Raw genomic sequence first — 20243 nt, 5'->3', positions numbered from 1 at the left:
GCAGAGGGATTAGCTGACAGATTTGGCAAATGCCTCTTTAAATGCTTTCATTTCGTCCATGGTTCCAATACTTACGCGGCACCAGTCCTGTTGGTCAAAGAACCAACTGCGCACACTTACGCCTTCAGCCATCATTTTTTGAAGCAATACCTGCCCTTTCACTTTGATGGGGAACAAAACAAAGTTGGCCGACGAAGGTAAATAAGTGTAATCCATCGACTTGAGCGTATCATAAAGGAATTTTTTCGACTCTGCGGTATTTTTCAATACCATTTCCTGAAATGCCTTGTCTTTGAAGCTCGCAATCGCCGCCGCGGCTGAAGTAGTTGAAACGGTAAAGCCACCCGAACAATACTTGCGTAATTCTTTTAAGGTAGAAGGTTGACCGAGCGCGTAGCCGATTCGGAGCCCTGCAAAGCCGTGGAGTTTAGAAAGTGTTCTCAGGATTAATACATTTTGACCTTTGCGAACATGCTCAACCATGCTGTCAGTGGCGGGGGTAGGCGCGTAATCAATGTAGGCTTCATCGACCAATACGGTTGATTTTGGCGAAGCAGCGTCACAGAATGAGCTCAGCTTTGCCGAAGGCAGCATTACTCCCGTAGGATTGTTTGGATTACAGATATAAATCAAACTTGTATCCGCACTTAAGCGCGTAGCCATGGCGTCCAAATCATATTGATAGTCTTTGGTCAACGGGACTTTTATTGTGGGCATGGTGGCGCCGTCCTCACGAGCATCGCGGCCTGAGATGTAGCAGGTTTCCGCCATCATTACTTTTCCCTTCGCCCCTGCCATCAGCAGACTTGCCATGAGGAGCTCGGAAGAACCCGCACCCAACAATACCTGGTCGGGAGAAACACCGTTCATTTCAGCAATTGCTTTACGCAATTCCATCGTAACTGGTCCCGCATATAGAAAAGACTTGGGGGCGGTGTCGGAAATGGCCTTGATAGCCGCAGTAGACGGACCCCATGGATTTTCGTTGGAAGAAAGCCGGGCTTTGATTTGCGGAGCAGCTGCCAGCATCGCTTCGTGCGCCAATTCTAGTTCACGTTCTGCATAAACATCAAAGCTTCCCTGGGTAAGGGCAGGGGCGGCGTTGACGGGATTTGTTTGTCCAATGGTTAAACCAGCAGAAGCAAGTAATCCTGACTTGAGCCAATCACGACGGTTGAGATTTGATGACATAGGAGTAATGGATAAGATGAACGGTTTGTTTGCAGGGAGGAAAATGATTGTTCTCGCTTGGCAACGATGAGCAATTTGGTATAAAGATAAAGTGTAATTGTTGCAACTTAGTTTAACTTATTGATAATCGTTAAAAATTAGAAAAAGATAATTTTTAACAACATTTTTATGATATGTAAACAAACAAAAAATATAGTAAAAATCAATATTATGAACAAAAATACATAAAAATAGAACTAAATAAAATGAATTAATCAAAAATTAAACATTTTGCGTTAAAAAATAAAAGTAAGTAATTTTTATAAGTAATTTAATTAAGTAGGGTGTTTTGGTCAAAAAGTAAAATAATATTTTGTATAATCTAAGAAATAATTGTTATTTTCTTATAAAATTGAAGAAAAACAAAAAAATATGGAGTATACGTTTGGTAATTTGTAATCAACGACATACTTTCGAATCATATTTACAAAAAAAGTACAATTTACTACTTATTAATATTCTTCTTTAGCCGCACTTGTAGAGGAATATTAATTCGAGATAAAGAACTCTAAAGAAGAATAACTCTTAGCTCGAAACGGTGTCTGCCCTCAAAAGCTGCTGCCAAATCTTAACCTAAACACATTTAAAAAAACTGTCATAATTAAAAAGAACGTAACTGCACATCAACCTGCCGTTATTGATTTCTTAAACGATAAAGGAGGGAATGTCCTCTTGCTTGGCCACGCTTGCCCGACTGTAACGATTGTGGGTGCTTATGCGGCCTGTACCGGCAAATTCGGTACGGTCGGTGCGTAGCGTGAAGTGCAATTATTACTAACACTAATCAACCAAAACTATTACCAGATGAAAAGACTTCTACTATTTTCTGCTCTGTTGGCAATAAGCTGGGCAGGATATGCCCAGCGGATGGTCACAGGTACAGTAACTTCCAAAGATGAAGGTGTTTTACCAGGGGTAAACGTTCTTCTCAAAGGTTCACGGACGGGTGTTGCAACTGATGGAACAGGTACGTTTAAGATAGCGGTTCCTGACGACAACGCTGTATTGGTATTCAGTTTTATCGGTTATGGAATACAAGAAGTACCCGTGGGCGCTCGCTCTACCATAACAATCGAAATGTTGCCTGATGTCAAAGCACTTCAGGAAGTGGTAGTTACGGCTTTTGGTATTGAAAAAGAAAAGAAAGCTTTAGGCTACACGGTACAGGAAGTAAAAGGTTCGCAACTTGTGGAGGCACGCTCCAACAACATTGTGAACAACCTTGCTGGTCGGGTAGCTGGTGTACGTGTTCAGAGTAACGGTGGGCCGGGTAGCGGTTCAACGGTACAGATTCGGGGCGCGTCTTCGGTATCGGGAAATAACCAACCCTTGGTTGTTATTGACGGGGTACCTATCGACCAAAGTACATCCAACTCAATGACCAGTGGCGAAAAGCAATTCGGGGGTGGTCTGTCGGAAGTGAGTCCTGACAACATTAAAGATATCAGCGTATTGAAAGGGCCCAATGCTGCCGCGCTATACGGCTCACGGGCGGCCAACGGGGTTATTTTGATTACGACCAAAAATGGCGCTGGTACTAAAGGAATTGGCGTGGAAGTAAACTCTAATATTACCTTCGAACGTCCTTTGGTAAAGCCTGATTTTCAGGATATGTACGGTGGTGGTAATGGCTACCGCACTTGGTACTCAGATGGTTGGTCGGGTGCCATCACGGGCGATGCAATCCCTCAGTACCGCGCTGCATACGGTCCTACAGCTCCTTTGTTTGGTACGGATGGTACGGACGAAAGCTGGGGCGCACCTTTAGACGGCCGGTTGGTTCGTCATTGGTGGTCGGGTACTCAAGTGGCACCACTTACGCCTCAACCCAACAACTGGGAAGAATACTGGGAAACAGGTCAGACGCGTACCAATAACGTAGCGCTTTCGGGCGGAAACGATAAAGGTAATTTCCGCCTTTCAATTGGTCGTATGGGCCAAGAGGGGATTATGCGCAGCAACGATTTTTACCGCAATAACTTCAAACTCAATACAGGCTATAACTTTACCCCTAAACTTAACGTAACACTTTCGGCCGAATACATCAAATCGGGTTCTAAAAACCGTGGCTATCAGGAAGGCCAGCAGTTTATTTGGTCGCACCGCCACGTATCGTGGGAGCAGCACAAAAACTACGAAGATTATACCGCTACGCACATTCAACGGGCACTTCCTGGGCGTTTGCCAGATAGTGATCCGCCAAACTGGCAGCATACATTCTTTACGAATCCTTTCTACATAAACGATAAGTTGCCGCTTGGAAACGTGAAGGACCGTTTGGTTGGTAACATTGCGTTGAACTATAAAATTGCGCCCTTTTTGAGCCTGATGGCTCGTTCAGGAACGGATTTCTGGTCAGATACGCGTATCAATATTATTAACTTTGAGCGTGTCCGTAACGGAAACCGTACGCCAGGCCAATATTCAGAAGAAGTATTGCGGGCACAGGAAACCAACTCAGACGCTATCTTGACGTTCAATAAAACAGTTGCAAAAGACATTTCAATTACTTCACAATTCGGAGGAATTCTTCGTCAAAATTACTATAAGCGTAACTTTACTCGGGTAGGTGAATTAGTTGTTGACGGTCTATACAACCTCTCAAACTCTGTACCAAGCCTTAATACGGTAGAAAGTCGGATTGAAAAAACCGAAATGCAGTCACTTTTTGGAACTTTTCAGGTGGGTTGGCGCAACGCATTATTCCTAGACTTGACGGCTCGTAATGACTGGTCAAGTACGTTGCCAGCCGATGCTCGTTCTTATTTCTATCCTTCGGCTTCAGTGAGTGCAGTGTTTACCGATTTGCTCAATATTCAGAGTTCTATCCTGACTTTCGGTAAAGTACGTGCTAGCTGGGCGCAAGTTGGAAACGACGCCCGTCCTTACCAGTTGAATCAGGTGTACCGTTCAGGTGGTGCGTGGAACGGATCTACGCCGCAGTATTTCGAAAACGTCACGATTCCTAACTCGGGCTTGAAGCCTGAAATTACGACAGGTATTGAGTTTGGCATGGATTTACGCTTTTTGCGCGGCAAAGTTGGCTTAGACCTTACTTACTATAACCAAACTTCACGCAACCAAATCCTCGGTGTAGAAATTTCAAAAGCAAGTGGATACAACAATCGTATTCTCAACGCGGGAGAAATTGAAAACAAAGGATTGGAAATTGTATTGAGTGGTACTCCTTTCAAAGCAGCTAACGGCTTTACTTGGGATGTGGCGGTCAATTATGCCCGTAACCGAAACAAAGTAATTGCCTTGGCCGACGGATTAACCACCCTGATTTTGCACCAACAACGCGGTCTTAACTCCGAGGCACGCGTAGGAGAGGCTTATGGTACCCTATTTGGTATTGGGTTTGAACGCAGCCCCGATGGCCAGATTATCTACAGCAACGGCTTACCGGTTGTATCCACTACACCACGTATTTTGGGCAATATTCAGCCTAAATGGACGGGTGGTTTGAGCAACACCTTTACGTACAAAGGCGTTTCACTCTCGGCTTTGATCGATGTACGGATGGGCGGAGACTTCTTTGATGAAGGTACTGGAACCGCCCGCTGGACAGGTCAGTACGAAGAAACGGCCGTGGGTCGTGAAGAGGGTATCATCGGAAAAGGGGTGAAGGTGGTAAGCACAAACGCTGATGGTTCAGCTGTTTATGCGCCAAACGACATCATCGTGGCTGCCAACCAATTATATGGTTATAACAACCCACGCCGCTATCACGAAGCTGTTATTTATGACGGAAGCTACGTAAAACTGCGCGAAATGACGCTAGGATACAGTATTCCTGAAGCATTGTTGAAAAAATACATGATTCGTACCGTGAAATTCTCGGTGGTAGGTCGCAACTTGGCGATTTTGTTTAGCAACCACACCCACATCGATCCAGAAGTAGACCGTTTTGGTGGAAACCGTCAGGGATTTGCTTATGGCGAGTTGCCCAACTCACGGAGTTTAGGATTTAACTTGACTTTTGGATTCTAGCATACGTTAAGGCAGGGCCTTACGAGCCTTGCCTTAATGGTTATCAAGGTTTAATCAAAAAGACTTATACTATGAAAAAATACATACTACTTTCTTTGGCATTGATTCTTACGGCAACCTCATGTACGAGTGAGTTCGACGAGATGAACGTGGACCCCAACAACCCCACCAAAATCAGCGCCCAGTACCTGCTGCCTTATGCCCTTGAGCGCTCCATTGATCGTTATTGGGGAGGAAGAACCCGTTTTGAGCGTCTTAACCTCGACGGAGCCATGCTCTGGATGCAGTATTTGTCGCGCAATATTTATTCAAATGAAGGAGATAACTATGGTATTTCGCCCGCGATGCAGAATAACAACTGGCAGGGCTTTTTCAATGATGGCTTGGTAAATTTTCAGCGTATCATCACAGAGTCAGGGCCAGAAGGAACAGCCCCTAACGCTAACTATGAAGGGGTGGCGCTTGTGATGCGTTCGTGGTTGTTTTCGGTCATGACCGATATGTGGGGCGCGATTCCTTACAATGATGCTTTGAAAGGAACATCGGCTGAACCTAACTATTCTCCTGCCTACGACTCACAGGAAAAAGTGTATGAAGGGCTGTTGAATGACTTAAAAATTGCCAACGAAAAACTGAACCCCGCTGGACCTGCTATCCTTGGCGACATTGTTCACAACGGAAACATCATGCGTTGGAAGCGTTTTGCTAACTCACTGAGATTACGTTTGGCCAACCGTCAGGCTGCCAAAAAGCCTGCAGAGTCGCGGGCTATCATGCGGGAGATTTTGAGCGACCCCGTGAAATACCCCATCATCACGGCCAATGCCGACAATACCGTTTTGCGCAGCACTTCAGTTTTGCCAAGCAACAACGAATGGCACCAAGTGTTGATTCAAGAAAGCCGTACCGACTGGAACATTAGCAGCACCTTGGCCGATAAAATGAACAGCCTAAACGATACCCGTATTACGGTTTATGCAACACCCGTAGGCGGCAAATACGTAGGGCACTCAAACGGATTACCCGATGCCATTGCTACCACCTATTTAGCTACAAGCTCAGGAGTTGGCACAGCCTTTACCCGCATTGATGCCCCAAGCGTACTCATGACGGCTTCGGAAGTGAACCTTATTTTGGCCGAAGCAGTACTTGACGGTGACATCACTACAGGTACCGCCAAAGGTTATTTCGAGGCAGGGATTACCGCTTCTTTCGAGCAATTTGGACTCACTGTACCTGCAACGTATTTTGCGACGGTTGGTGAAGTAACCCGCGAGAAAGTGTTGGATCAGAAATGGTTAGCGCTTTACGGTGTTGGCATCGAGGCATGGACGGAGTACCGTCGTACGGGTTTTCCTGTATTGCCTGCCAAAGATCCACGCGCCGTATTTGAAAATGATGGCGTATTACCAACCCGCTTACCGTATCCGGGAAGTGAATATTCGCTCAATAAGGCAAGTTTAGACAAAGGAATCGCCCTCAATGGAGGTGCCGATAACATGAAAACGAAGCTTTGGTGGGCAGAGAAATAATCGTAATTTCACATTGACATTTAATCTTTAACAAATACAAACAAACATTCAAACCAATGAGCCAGAAAATTGACCGCCGCAGTCTTTTAAAATCAGGTTTTATGACCCTCGGAGGGATTGCTGCAATGCCCGCTATCGGTGCTTTTGCCAATGTTCCTTCACGTGTAGATGCAAATGGTAACATTTTTCACAGTCCTTTATTGCGGGAGACATTCTTGGAAAATCCTCCAAAGACTCCTCCAACCATGATTCGTATCAATGCCAACGAAAACCCTTATGGCCCGCCAATGAGCGCTCGCAAAGCCGTATCAGAATCAGTGGCCACGGGAAGCCGTTATTCATGGAAAGAGCTGGAAAACCTCGTAGGCAAAATCGCGAAGAAAGAAGGCGTAACTCCTGACCATATCATGATGGGCCCTGGTTCATCCGATTTGTTGGAGAAAGTAGCCCTTGTATTGTTTGCTAAAGGTGGAAACGTCGTTTCGGCCGACCCAACTTATATGTCATTGGTGAAAGTAGCTGAAGCTACGGGTGCCTCATGGAAAGCAGTTCCTTGCAAAGGCGACTGGTCGCATGACCTGAAAGCCATGGAAGCGGCCATCGACAAAGATACCAAACTTGTCTACATCTGTAATCCTAACAACCCAATGGGAAGTATCACATCGGGCAAAGAATTGTTGGATTTCTGTTCACGCGTGGCCGACAGAGTACCCATTTTTGTGGACGAAGCTTATCTTGAACTAGCCGTTGGTGCTGATACCCAAAGCATGGTATCTTTGCTTAGCCAGAAGAAAAACGTCATCATTGCCCGTACTTTCTCAAAAATCATGGGTATGGCAGGTTTGCGCGTTGGATACATCGCAGCACTGCCTTCAACACTTGATAATATCCAGAAAATCACACGCGGCGGGATGGGTATTACCCAAACCTCCATTGCTGCCGCCGTAGCCAGTATGGACGACAATGAGTTTCAGGATACTACCCGCAAGCTCAACCACGAAGTAAAAACGTACCTCTGCAAAAACCTCGACCGTATGGGGTATAAGTACGTTACTTCTTACACCAACTTCGTGATTTTTCCCATCAATATGCCTGGCAAAGAAATGCTCCAAAAAATGATGGCCAAAGGAATCATGGTGCGCGGTTATGAGATTCAGGGAAAACCCTGGTGCCGCGTCAGTATGGGTACAATGGACGAAATTAAGCAGTTCGTCAGCGCATTAGAAGCTATTAGTTAATTAGGAGCGAGTAGGCAGGAGTCAGTAATCCACTACTGACTCCTCACTACTGACTCCTCACTACCTCCTGAAATTATGAGTGACGCTCTACAAAAAGCATTTACTTTATTGTTATTGATTGTTTTGGGTTTGATTTTGCGTTCCAAATTCAAAAACAAACAACAAACCGACGGAATCAAGGAAATGGTGCTTTCGGTAGCCCTTCCTTCCACCATTTTTATTGCGTTAATGAAGGTAAACGTTGATTCTAAGCTGATTATCGTTCCCGCATTAACATTGGTCTTTAACTTTTTTATGTATTTTATTACGCCTGTTGCCTTGGCATTCTTTGGCGTAGAAAAAAACAGCTCCACTGGACGTACGCTCATTATGTTGCTTCCTTCGTTGGCTCCGGGTTTGTCTTGCTTTCCCTTTATCGCAGAGTTTTTGGGTGAAGAAAGTGTGGCAATGGCGGCGTTGGGCGATGTTGGAAACAAGTTCTTTGTCTTGATATTTTTGTACGTGATTGCTTTAAATATGTTTCTCAAAAATGCTAAAACAGAAGAGACTAATATCGGCGACAAAATCAAGGCTCTTTTGGTCAATTTGGCCAAAGAACCCATCAACATCATCATTGCTTCGGCCCTTATTTTGTTGAGTTTCGGCGTGAGTTTTAAATCATTGCCCGTCATTATTGCAGATATGTTTGACAAAACCAGTGCTATGATGACACCATTGGTATTGATATTCATTGGATTGGCGGTTCAGTTGAAACAAAAGAAGAAAAGATTGATTAGCTCGATGCTGATCTTTAGAGCAGGTATCACCATGCTATTCAGTGCTGCAGTGATTGCCGTACTGGGCATAAAAGAACCCACAATGGTGCTGTTGGCGGTGGCTATTCCGCTGAGTTCAGCCAGCTTTTGGCCCTTTGCTCACATTTCAGCGTTCAATCTACGCGAAGAAGCTTCTGGCTTGCCCAAAGAACGTCGCACGTTTGATGCCGAACTGGCCGTATTGGTTCTAGCTTTTTCATTGCCATTTTCAACATTACTGATTCTCGGGATTTTATCAGCAGGTACATTTTTTGCCGATTTACCTACACTTATTATCACAGGACTCCTTTTTATGGGTATCGGCGTCGTTCCCAACCTGATTGGAAAATCCATTATGAAGTTTTCAAAAGCCTAAAAATCTAATTGGCTCAATTTACCATTGTTGCTTTTGCACTTAATCAACCAACACTAAAACCTAATGAAATTATGAAGACTGCAAAAATATTCCTTTTTGTTGCCGTGGCCTTAGCCACTGCCTCTTGTAAAGTGGATGATCCATTTGTAGACCGCGTGGTTGCACCCGTTCTGTTGGTGTTTGATAATGCCATCGGAGATGGCGGCGGTTTTACCACCGAGCCGACCGTTACCTCAAAAGCAACGGGAACGGCTACCGTTAGTGTTCGAATCCTTGAATTAGATAAAACCAATATTCTTGACTATAAAAAAGGAATAGATTCTATTCCGGTAACTGGCCTAGCGTTGTCGCTTACGACACGTGCTGGGGTTAAAATCGCTGACTTGACAACCGATGCCAAAGGCCGGGCCATGGTGACCAAAACCTGGGCTGAGTTTGGCGTCGCCGCTCCTAAGGCAGGTTCGATTGTTTCGCTTACGCTTACGGGCAAGTACAAAGAGCAATCTTTCTCAAAACTGGCTCGTTTGCAGGCAGTTAATTAACTATCAGACTGCCGTGGTGCAGCGCTTAAATTAGAATAATCTGAGTAAATGGTGTCGCTGGATTGGAGAGAGTAAAGTGGTCAATATCAACAAACTATTCGATCTTAAACTTAATTCCTGATACCAAACTCATTTTAGAGTATATATTATTGGTGGGTTTGAATAATCAATGATTGAGTCGACACAGCCGAGGCATTCGCTTCGGCTGTGTTTTTTTTCACTATTCGCCGAGCCAAGTTTTAAAGTCGCTGGCTTTTTCCCGGCCCACGATCGCTTCTTCGTCAAAAGCAGGCGTCAATTGGATTTTAAGTTTGCTGTTGAAGTATAAATGTACTTTTTCAATGGCATTGGCAGAAGCGATGATTTGGCGATTTAACCGAAAAAAATGACGGGGATTCAGTTCCCCAAAAATTTCATCCAACGTATAATCCACCAGATAGTCGCGCCCATCAAACGATTTGGCAAAGCTCATTTTGTTTCGGGTGTAGAAATAAGCGATTTCTTTGGTGGTGAGGGAGAACATTTTCTGACCCTGTTTGATCAAAAACCGCTCCCGATACACGGGTGCTGGCGTGGGAGTCATGTTAGAAAGCAGTTTTTTGATGGAGCGCTGAATTTCGCTCGGCTCCTTCAAAAAAGTTTCTTTTAGATAGCTCAGTTTGTTTAATGCGCGGGTCAGTTCTTCGGCCTTGATGGGTTTGAGTAGGTAGTCTATGCTGTTGACCTTGAAGGCTTTAAGGGCAAATTCGTCGTATGCAGTGGTAAAAATAACTGGACTTTGGACGGTTACGTGATTAAAAATTTCAAAACTTTGCCCGTCGGCTAATTCAATATCCAGCAGGATTAAATCGGGCGCGGAATGTCCCTGAAGCCAAGCTATTGTGTCTTCGATGCTGGTCAGAATGGCCAAAATAACGGCGGTAGGCTCAACTTCCAGCACCAGCCGCTGCAATTTTCTGGCGGTTAATTCTTCGTCTTCTACAATTAAAATATTCATGTTATGAGCCTCCGTACGACACAGAGGGGTTTAAAGGGTTGATGAGTGGGACTTTTACCTGAAAAATATGTTCCGTTTGACGAACAACCACGTGGGGCTGGCCGAGTAGGCTATACTTGGATGAAATATTGGCTAACCCCGTTTTATCAGAAGGCAGACTTTTGGACTTGACCTGTAAGTTGTTGACCACAAATAAGTCATTGGAATCGTCGGCGTAAATGGTGATTTTTAGGGGTTGATGGCTCAAAATTGCATTGTGTTTTACGGCATTTTCGACCAGTAATTGTAACGTAAGCGGCGGAATCAAATAGGACAACTTGGCGGCAGGTATGTCTTTTATTAATCGGAGGCCATTGCCAAAACGCGTTTGGAGCAAATGAAAATAGGCATCAATGAATTTTAGCTCGTTTTCGAGTGTGGTGAGTGGTTGGTCGTTGTTTTGCAATAAATACCGGTATACCGACGACAATTCTTCAATAAACCGCTCCGCTTTTTTTGGGTCTTCGGCCACCAACGATGACAAGGTACTCAGGTTATTAAACAAAAAATGTGGCTGTATTTGGGATTTAAGCGAATCCAACTGCGTTTGCAGGTTCTCTTTTTTGAGGCGCTCCGCTTCATAATAGGTTTTCCACCATTGTTTGTATAGATAAATAGCCTCATAAATGGCTAAAATCGGTAATAGCATTACCAGTCCAAAAATAATGTTGAAAATATACCGTTGTGGGGTAAAATGATAGCCCCAAAACTTGGTGGCACTGTAAAACAAAGAGAATGTAAAGCGAATGCCGATGGTAATGATGAACGTCCAAAACAACAAAAAGGCAATTCGAGTACGAGTAAGTTTGATGCCAGGATACTTATTTCTGGACTTGATAATGACCAATCGATTTAATTCCCAAAGTACGATGATGGCAAAGACTGAATGAATGATTTCTGAATGAAGGTCAATTCGGTGAAAAGCGTTTCCTTCGTGATAAATCACCAATGCCACCAGCGTAATGATGGGTACACCAATGATTCTGAGCCATTTATCGTTAAGTTTTGTCATTGAAAAAGTTGTTCCTACGCGAGAAATGTGATTTAATCTAGGGTTAATAGAATCAATTTCCAGTCATTTTTATCCTTTATCCATACCCGCAAATAACTGGTCGTTTTAGAAGAATGGGTTACACTTCCGTACACGTAAGCAAAATCGCCTGCCTTTGAGATTCCGCCGTTTAATGCCTTTAACGTGGCTTGGTTCGACAATTTTGATAGTTCTTCCAACACTTGTTTTTGCGTAATAACAGGGCTTTTTGCGGGCAAATTGAAATGCGCAGAAGGATGTATGTAGGGTGAAAGACTACGCCATCCTTGGGACGTAATCGCTTGATTGATAGATTCTTCCAGAACCATTATTTCGTTGTAGCTAGCATTAGAAAAGGATTTTTGAAGGATTATTTCGTTTACCGTCGAAACTGGCGCGTGCGTTTCGGTATATGAATTCCCCAAATCTATCAAAAGTTTAAATTCGCCAGCGTTATTCTTCTTCCAAATCGAGGAAAAATTTCCGCGTGCAATGACCGAATCTTTGGGCGTTGCCCTGACGGTATACGGCCCCGTATTGACTCCCAAATCGCCAGAGGTGCTGATGACCGAAAACGAAGGCTCCCAAAACAAGACTGGAGATTTGGCCGGGGCTTTTTGGTAGAAGTCCATCCCGTTGAGCACTTTTCCTTGGTTAAACACCACGCCTGTGCTGTCAAGAAACATGAGGAAACCTTCTTTGATTGAATGCGTTGACGTGTACGCCGCAAATTGTTTCTCAGTATCAATGAGTTTTTGAATAGGTTTTTGGGCGCAGGCGGTGACGAAAACCAGTCCCATCAACAGGAAGGTAAGCGTTAAGTAGCGTAGTGGTTTCATGAGGTGTAATTGTGTTATCTATCCAAAATTCTTAAATATGCTTGATACAAAAAATGTACATCTCCCTGAACTGTTGTTTTTTTATTCCGAAGTGACAGAGAAGGCTAAGGGCTTGAAATAGTCGTGGTAAAGTGCGAATTTAGAGCGATAAAAGTGCAGAACAATCATTCATAAACGCAATACGATGGATTCTGTAGACAAATCAAGACGTGCCGCGCTCAACACCATGGGTGTTTTTAGCGCAGGAATGTGGTTGTTGCCTTCTTTTCCGTTTTTAAGCAAAGAACAAAACATGATTAAACGAAAAATACCATCGTCGGGGGAACTTTTGCCCATCGTGGGGTTGGGTACTTGGCAACAATTTGACGTTGGATTGTCGGAAGAAGAACGCCGCCAACTCACCGAAGTCCTAACCCTGATGATTGAAAAAGGGGGCAGGTTGATTGACTCCTCGCCGATGTAGGGACGTGCTGAGACGGTCATTGGAGAACTGGCCGCGCCGCCTTCCATCAACCCCAATCTCTTTTATGCCACTAAAGTGTGGACAACTGGAAAAGAGGCTGGGATTCAGGAAATGAATGACTCAATGGCCAAAATGCGTCGAAAAACCCTTGATTTGATGCAGGTTCACAATTTGGTTGATTATAAAACACATTTGCAGACTTTGTACAAGTGGAAAGAGGAAGGCAAAATTCGGTACATCGGTATCACGCACTACACTGCTTCTGCCCACGAAACACTGGAGCGAGTTTTGAAGTCGGAGAAGATTGACTTTGTGCAGTTTAATTATTCTATTCGGGAGCGAAATGCGGAGAAAAGATTACTGAATGCGGCCCGAGAAAAAGGAGTGGCGGTGATTATCAATGAGCCATTTGAATCGGGTTCTTTGTTCAACGTAGTCAAAGGGAAGAAACTTCCCGAGTGGGCGGCTGAAAATGATATTCAGAGTTGGGGGCAGTATTTTTTGAAGTATATTGTAGCCAACGAGGCCGTCAATTGCGTTATTCCGGGTACTTCTAATCCGAAGCACGTCGTGGATAATATGGGGGCGGGTTTCGGTCGATTGCCTGACGAAAAATTGCGTTTAAAGATGATTGAGTATTTAAGCGCAATTTAAATATTGAACCAGAATGAAAACTTAACGGCAAAGGGTGTAATGCCCGGATTTTGGCGGTAGGTCAGGCGGTGAATGGCGTCGACCCGCAATACTTTAAAAATATTGTCGATGGCATAGCCAACTTCAACGTAGGGTTCTTTCCCCAACGTACTAAAACCCAGCACGGGCCGTCCCTGAGCATCTGTGGGAGCTAGGAGATTCATATTGGCGGGCCTTACGCTTCCGTAAAGCACCTTGGCATTGGCTAAAAATCGCCATTTTAAGCGTTTGATGGCAGGAATTCGGTTGAAAAGCAACCCTTCAAAATTATGCTCATACCGCAGTTGGACGTACTTATCGCTGACAAATTCAAAGTAATTCATGAGGTTGAAGGCATTTTCGACGTAAAAAAGGGATTCATTGCCCAGCGGCGTATAGAGCATAGGGTAGGGGAGCGTAGAAGGAATATATCCCAAGGTAACATTGTAATTGGAACGTCCCCATATACCCACCCGAAAACTTTGTTTTACATTTAGGGATAATCGGTGGTAACTAAAATCACTGTTCATGAGGTTACGCAGCCCCATTTGATAGCGAAAAACCACCAGTGGCCACCGCTGGGTGCCGAGGGTGAGTCGTTCGTTTTCGTTGTAAATAAACACCTCATCTTTGCCCCAACGGGTTTCAAAAAACAACTCCGAGTTTTGGTAATTGCTTTGGGTGGGTGAACGGTCGCCCATGCCAGGGGTGGTTCGGTAGGCAAAGGCGTACATGGGCTCAAACGAGCGATGACGCAACCCCACGGTTTGGGTCAACCCTCTGAAAAGTTCGCGTTTGACGTAGGCCGAACTGACCCCTTCAAAATACCCGCGACGGTACGAACCCCAGCGGGTCATGGCGCCAAAAAGGGCGTTGTTGCCGATGGCCTCCGACGAGAGCCCGATGCGCTCTAAATCATAACTGTGACTGATGCCGCCGATGGTCCAGGGTTTGCGGCTAAAGATGTAATCAACGCTAAAATTATACTTCCATTTTTGGTCCAAAGTGCCGTAGGCCGCGTGTCCGCTCAATATCCATTTACGGCTGAAATCGGGGTTGGTTTTACCACCGATGCGGATACGGTTTCCTTCCACCACATTGTTAGAATATAAATACAAAAAAGGCCCGACGTCAATGTTGACTTTCGGAATCCGTTTATATCCATTGACGGCCATATTGAGGACTTCCACGTAGGTTCGTACCACCGGAACCTGCTTAACGGAGTCAATGAGTTGATAAGCCGTTTTTTCGCCAGCCGTGAGCGGTTCATGACGAACTTTGTCCCAGTAGTCTTCAGGATATTCTTTGTAGTCTTCCGAAAGTTCCAGCGGATAGTCGTAAAACTTGGGAGGACGGGGTTTGTTGACCGTCACGTTCCGATTGGAGGTATAAAATTTTACCAACATTCCCGCCGTAGAATCAGTCAATTCGGCTACGTCAATCAGCATCCGAGATTTGATGGGCATCCAAGTGCTGTCGCCAATTTGTTCGTATTCTTGCTGGATTTTGATGCGTTCAATGAAATTGATGTTGGCGCGTTTGCCCACGCTGGCGTCCACCTGTACGAGTGCGTGCGAGAGTGTGTCAATCCAAATGGTGCCGTTGAAAGCAAGGTCTTGGGCACGTTTGGGTTCATAATCAATCTGATAACACCAATACCCTCCCACAAAAGTAGTATCGATTAAATAGTATTCATAGGTACTTTTCCAGCCGTCAGCAATCGGGGAGTGAAAATCTTTTTCGACCACACTCAGCCAGTTTTGGTAAAAATTATACTGCTGAAACGACGACCCAATGAGCTGAGAAATCAGGCTCCCGTCGGTGACGGCGATGCCCGAAATCTTGGTTTTAAGAATTTGCTCTTTCTTTTTGCGCGGGATTTCCCTGAAGTAATAATTGGAAATGGATTCGGACAGATAAATCGGAATCACGGGCCGACCATCTTCGCCCGCTATCTTTTCAAATTTATCCACCGCTTCCGTAATCTTTCGAATGGCTTTGCGCTTTTTAAAACGCTGCGAAAGGTTATCTACGTCTACTTCAATCTTGTTGTAGCTTTCGTATTCGTAGGCAGTCAGGCGGTTGGGATTGTGCGCGGGCTTTTGTTTTATTACTTTCCGCAGAATGTTATACGCGGGGTTTTCGCCAGCATAAACCTTTACTTCCTGAAGTTTGATTTCGGAAGATTCGAGCTGGAAATTGATAACTTGTGAAATCGAATCTTTGCGAATGGCTTTGGTTTTGGGTCGATAACTCATCGACGAAACCATCAATGAATCGCCTATTTGGGTGGTTTTTAGCGTATAAAACCCTTCAAAATTGGTGGTAACCCCCGCAGTTTTGCCTTTGATTGCTACCCCTGCAAAGGGTATTGGGTCACCTGTTTGGGCATCAGTGATGCGGCCCGAAATGGTGTAAGTTGTCTGACTGACGCCTTTAAGTGACCAGAAAAGTACGAAACAGACTAACGTACAATGTATAGGAAAGAAGCGTAATCGTCTAATCACAGGTGGGGGATTTGGTTCATGGTCTGCCTATGATGACAAACGCTTGATGAAAATAAAAAAGTTTAGCCGCTATGACAATTATTTTTGACTTTTTTATTGATAATACGCAATTATGAGGCCATTATGTTGCAATATTTAAAGTTTTTACACAAAAAATCCTCTCCCTGAACGCACTCAGGAGAGGAATATATACATTGACTTTTGATAAATTAATTTATGCTGAAATAGTTGACAATCAGTAAGGTCTTCAAGTTATTTATTATTTATGTCAGTTACTTTGTTAAATCCATTGGTCAAAGAAATAAAAAGTAATTGACTCAGAATGATGAATAGGCGATTAGGACTGATAGTTTTAATATTTGGTTTCCTCCAAAATTGCGGAGATGCAACCGATTGTCGGCAGTGCATTCACATTTCCAATGTAGCTCGACCTCAGGTTTTTTATTTGAAAATGCAATCAAGAAATCCTAACCGTGTTCGTTTGACTATCACATCAAACTTGAACTCAGAGGCGGAATTAGAATTGGTCCATTATGTGTATAATAGAAAAATAATAATTCCTGTTAAAGCGGAAGATATGCCTTACAGCAATGATTGGTATCCAGATACCCTTACCATACGCTACAATCCTAAGAAAGCCACCAAGGGGGAGGTAATGATTAAATGGAAGTTATCATAAGCAGAGCGTATTATTTACAAGCGAGCCTTCGGACGTTTATCATCCGAAGGCTCGCTGTTTGTTTACAGAAATTTACTCAAATCCAACTGATTATGACTGACTTTCATTGTATTCGACGTGCCATGTGTGGTCGGCAAGCATCGTAACTTTGGCAATATAGCGACTGTATTTATACGAACGGCCCCACTCGCCCGGTGCAATCATGGAAAGCACGTCGCTGCCGTCTTCTTTTTCGTACACATAATAAACTTCGTTGAGCACTGGTTCAAAATTCATGTGGGCCGCATAAATTCGTTCCGAAACATCAACGCGCTGACGCAACTCTTTGGCTTGTTGGGCCAGCGTTGCCATTTGTTGATAAATCTGTCCGAGCTGCCTTTCGGTTTGTTGACGCATGGCCAACACTGCCTTGCCTTTGACTTTGCCCATATCTTCGGGCTTAATGACTGCGCCGCCTACCGAGTGGGCATACGCCATAAGTCCGGGGTTTTCAGCTACTTTGTCGGGATTGATAGGGTTCTCTACCATTATATAACCGTTGTTTGTTGGTTAATAAGTTCAACGCACAAAATTAATTATTGTTTGGTTTGAATGTAGAACGAAACGCCTTTTAAGCCCTAAATAATAAATAATAGTCTAAATAGTTGATATAAAATAGACTATACATCTATAAAATAATGTAATTTAAGATAAAATATACAATTGAAAAGAACGCTTTTTTCGGATGCTTAGACCCTTTTTTGGACTGAAACTGTTAAACAGGAATGGTGCTTGCTGGTCTCTTCGTCGAAATCCAACGATTAAAAAAAGCGGGGGACTTTGGTATTGTGACCATTAATGTTGTTTTTTGAGTGTAAATGTACCCAACAAAAATACGTTTGGCACCATGCTTGCATACTTTTCATACAACTAAAACGTTATTTTTACGGGAATTTTCCACATAATTTGTAAGCAAACGCCTGAAAGCGAGTCGTTTAATGCGAGTCAACCAACTTCTAACCTATTCTACAAAGCTCCAACTGCTTCTGCTGTTGGGAATTACGTCATTTGTGACGGGCTGCTCGCAGTACAGTACCGGAAGATTGAGTGTGGGGTATCACAACCTCAATGCTAAATTTAATGCCTACGTCATTGCCCGCGACAAAATGCGCGAAGCAGAGATTGCCATGCGGCGAAATCGTAAGGAGGACTACAATCAAATTCTCCCTATTCTTCCCGTACTGGATTCGCTCGAAGCGCAACCCGTGGGGGATTTGCTTCAGGATGTCATCAAAAAAGCGTCGTTGGTGCCCGACCGCCATCAAAATAGTAAGTGGGTGGACAATGCTTACGTTCTGATTGGTAAAGCGCGTTTGTACAAAGGCCAATTTACGGATGGCATCGAAACGCTTCGCTATGTCAACGCCAAAGGACGCGACGAAGAAGACAAACATGAGGGGTTGATTTGGTTGATGCGGGCTTACGTCGAAACCAAAGATTACAACAGTGCGCTCAGTGTGGCTGAATTTTTGCGTAGTCAGCCCTTAAATGATAAAAATACGCGCGATTACTATTTGGTCAAGGCCTACCTTCACCAACAAAAACAGGAGTATATTTTGGCGTTGGCGATTTTGGAAGAAACGTTTGATTTGTTGCCCAAAGGGGAAGAAACGGCACGAATTCATTTTGCCGCCGCTCAGATGTACGATTTTTTGGAAAAGCCGCAGGCGGCCAATGCCCATTATAAAGAAGTGTTTCGCAATCGACCTCCGTACGATTTGAGTTTTTTTGCAAACATGAATTCATTGCAAAACGAAGCCCTGACCTCCAACGAGGTATCGACCGAAGGAGGATTTAAGCGGATGCTCAATGATCGTAAAAACAGTGACCTGCGCGACCGCCTGTACTATTCAATGGGTGTGATTGAAACGCGTAAGAAAAACTACCCGAAAGCCATTCGTTTTTTTGAGGAATCTATTCGGCAAACCACCACCAATACCACCCAAGTGCCCTATACCTACCTCGAAATGGCGAAGGTGTACTATGATAAACTCCAGAACTACGAATTAGCCAAAGCCTATTTTGACAGCTCATTGGCGCTTTTGCCCCGAACCTCTCCCCAATTTCAAAAGATTACGGAGCGAAAAGATGTGCTGGACGAGTTCGTAAAACAGCTCACTACGATTCGGACCGAAGACAGCTTGCAGCGGCTTTCGCAGATGAATCCCGCGACTTTAGATAAATTTTTGGATGGTGTAATCGAAAAAGAAATTGAAGAACAAGAGCGAAAAGTAAAAGAAGCCCAAAAGTTGGTGGAGCAGGCTAGAACCCTCAATGCCAATGCTTTGAACTTTAACGGAGACCCTGCCGACCGCTTTGTTTTGTACGACCTCGTGGCATTGAATCAGGGAAAATTGGAGTTTAAGCAGCGTTGGGGAAATCGGGCGTTGGAAGATGATTGGCGGCGAAGTTCAAAAGTGGCTACTTTATTGACCCAAACGGACAATATTACCCCCGTGGCAAACGGTCAAAAGCCAGCAACCGTGGATGGAGCAGATATTACAAAATTAACCAAAGACTCGCCCGAGTGGAAAGCAAAAAAAGATGCGTTGTACCGTAATATCCCTCTCAGAAAGCAGGAACTTGACGCCTCCAATCAACGCATGGAAGACGCTTATTATAAACTAGGCAAGATTTATAAGTTTAGTTTAATTGAACCCGAAAACGCCGTCAAAACATTTTTGACCACTTTAGAACGTTTCCCAACGACAAATTATAAGCCTGAAATTTATTATCTGCTCTTCTTGACCGACCAAAAAAATAATCAGGATAATTGGAAAGCTAAGCTGCTGGCGGAGTTTCCAAACTCTTCCTACACCCGGCTACTGACAAAGGCCAATGGGAGTATTGCCGCCACGGGTAATTTAGAACTGGAAGCGCTCAAAGATTACGAGAAAATACTAGGGTTATACCAAAAAGCCAATTTCTCAGAGGCTTATGCCCAACTGGAAATGGCAATGGTGACTTATTCTGGAAGTAAAATTGAAGACAAATATGCCTTGCTTCGGATTTATCTGCTTGGCAAACTTCAGGGGCGCGAAGCCTACCTTAAAGCGCTGAACAGCTTCATTAAAGATTTTCCGACCAGTCCGTTACTGCCTCGTGTACGAGAGGTTTTGGAAGCCCAACAATCCACATCTATCAAGAAAAATGGCTAATAAGTCTATCAGGTTGCCTGATGTTCCTGAAAAAATCCTTATTATTGCGTTTAGAGCAATAGTTATCCATCTGTCCATTTTGAAGTTGATTACACAACCTAAACTCTATTTCAAT

General features: G+C 44.1%; 15 protein-coding genes and 1 pseudogene. 9 read left to right on the top strand and 7 right to left on the bottom strand.

Features of this window, described 5'->3' with window-relative positions; all coding sequences use genetic code 11:
* Positions 1–9: 9 nt before the first annotated feature.
* Both DR864_RS05390 and DR864_RS30345 read right to left on the bottom strand, forming a co-directional pair.
* Positions 10–1191 (bottom strand): pyridoxal phosphate-dependent aminotransferase, encoded by a 1182-nt coding sequence (locus DR864_RS05390; protein WP_114065993.1) that lies wholly within the window; start codon positions 1189–1191, stop codon positions 10–12.
* 684 nt (positions 1192–1875) lie between these two features.
* Positions 1876–1998: a hypothetical protein gene (locus tag DR864_RS30345; protein ID WP_262510935.1), complete on the bottom strand. Its 123-nt coding sequence runs from the start codon at positions 1996–1998 to the stop codon at positions 1876–1878.
* 36 nt (positions 1999–2034) lie between these two features.
* Here DR864_RS30345 and DR864_RS05385 point away from each other — a divergent pair, with 36 nt between their 5' ends.
* The 5 genes from DR864_RS05385 to DR864_RS05365 all read left to right on the top strand — a co-directional run bounded on the left by DR864_RS05385 (position 2035) and on the right by DR864_RS05365 (position 9705).
* A complete protein-coding gene (locus DR864_RS05385) occupies positions 2035–5223 on the top strand; it encodes a SusC/RagA family TonB-linked outer membrane protein (RefSeq protein ID WP_205319205.1) in 3189 nt (1062 codons plus the stop codon).
* Between the two features lie 71 nt (positions 5224–5294).
* Positions 5295–6755, top strand: a complete 1461-nt coding sequence (locus tag DR864_RS05380) for a SusD/RagB family nutrient-binding outer membrane lipoprotein (protein WP_114065992.1) — start codon at positions 5295–5297, stop codon at positions 6753–6755.
* A gap of 56 nt (positions 6756–6811) precedes the next feature.
* A complete protein-coding gene (locus DR864_RS05375; RefSeq protein ID WP_114065991.1) occupies positions 6812–7993 on the top strand; it encodes a pyridoxal phosphate-dependent aminotransferase in 1182 nt (393 codons plus the stop codon).
* 75 nt (positions 7994–8068) lie between these two features.
* Positions 8069–9163: an AEC family transporter gene (locus DR864_RS05370; RefSeq protein WP_114065990.1), complete on the top strand. Its 1095-nt coding sequence runs from the start codon at positions 8069–8071 to the stop codon at positions 9161–9163.
* A 71-nt stretch (positions 9164–9234) separates the two neighbouring features.
* On the top strand, positions 9235–9705 hold the full coding sequence (locus DR864_RS05365) for a hypothetical protein (protein WP_114070159.1): 471 nt from the start codon (positions 9235–9237) through the stop codon (positions 9703–9705).
* Positions 9706–9925: 220 nt separating this feature from the next.
* On the opposite strand, the gene DR864_RS05360 is transcribed toward DR864_RS05365, so the two are convergent.
* From DR864_RS05360 to DR864_RS05350, 3 genes are read right to left on the bottom strand one after another with little or no spacing between them, the layout of a single operon-like run.
* Complete coding sequence (locus tag DR864_RS05360; RefSeq protein ID WP_114065989.1) at positions 9926–10702, bottom strand: LytR/AlgR family response regulator transcription factor; 777 nt, start codon at positions 10700–10702, stop codon at positions 9926–9928.
* 1 nt (position 10703) lies between these two features.
* The gene (locus tag DR864_RS05355; protein WP_114065988.1) at positions 10704–11753 is read right to left on the bottom strand and encodes a sensor histidine kinase; all 1050 of its coding nucleotides are present in this window, start codon (positions 11751–11753) and stop codon (positions 10704–10706) included.
* Positions 11754–11785: 32 nt separating this feature from the next.
* The gene (locus DR864_RS05350) at positions 11786–12610 is read right to left on the bottom strand and encodes a nuclear transport factor 2 family protein (RefSeq protein ID WP_114065987.1); all 825 of its coding nucleotides are present in this window, start codon (positions 12608–12610) and stop codon (positions 11786–11788) included.
* Positions 12611–12794: 184 nt separating this feature from the next.
* Between DR864_RS05350 and DR864_RS30155 the strand changes: the two genes are divergently transcribed.
* A complete protein-coding gene (locus tag DR864_RS30155) occupies positions 12795–13073 on the top strand; it encodes a hypothetical protein (protein ID WP_229599525.1) in 279 nt (92 codons plus the stop codon).
* A gap of 12 nt (positions 13074–13085) precedes the next feature.
* Positions 13086–13727 (top strand): annotated as a pseudogene (locus DR864_RS05345) (aldo/keto reductase); the annotation flags it as partial.
* Here DR864_RS05345 and DR864_RS05340 read toward each other — a convergent pair.
* Positions 13724–16252, bottom strand: a complete 2529-nt coding sequence (locus tag DR864_RS05340) for a DUF5686 and carboxypeptidase-like regulatory domain-containing protein (protein ID WP_229599524.1) — start codon at positions 16250–16252, stop codon at positions 13724–13726. The pseudogene DR864_RS05345 and the gene DR864_RS05340 overlap by 4 nt on opposite strands.
* 481 nt (positions 16253–16733) lie before the next feature.
* Between DR864_RS05340 and DR864_RS05335 the strand changes: the two genes are divergently transcribed.
* Positions 16734–16931, top strand: a complete 198-nt coding sequence (locus DR864_RS05335; protein ID WP_162793564.1) for a hypothetical protein — start codon at positions 16734–16736, stop codon at positions 16929–16931.
* A gap of 90 nt (positions 16932–17021) precedes the next feature.
* On the opposite strand, the gene DR864_RS05330 is transcribed toward DR864_RS05335, so the two are convergent.
* Complete coding sequence (locus DR864_RS05330) at positions 17022–17459, bottom strand: DUF2452 domain-containing protein (RefSeq protein WP_114065985.1); 438 nt, start codon at positions 17457–17459, stop codon at positions 17022–17024.
* 449 nt (positions 17460–17908) lie between these two features.
* Here DR864_RS05330 and porW point away from each other — a divergent pair, with 449 nt between their 5' ends.
* Positions 17909–20128 (top strand): type IX secretion system periplasmic lipoprotein PorW/SprE, encoded by a 2220-nt coding sequence (gene porW / locus DR864_RS05325; RefSeq protein WP_114065984.1) that lies wholly within the window; start codon positions 17909–17911, stop codon positions 20126–20128.
* Positions 20129–20243: the final 115 nt, after the last annotated feature.

The sequence above is a fragment of the Runella rosea genome (genome assembly GCF_003325355.1).
GTDB classification, from domain to species: Bacteria; Bacteroidota; Bacteroidia; order Cytophagales; family Spirosomataceae; genus Runella; species Runella rosea.
Note: the sequence above shows the minus strand (reverse complement) of the source record. Positions and strands in the feature narration are given on the sequence as shown.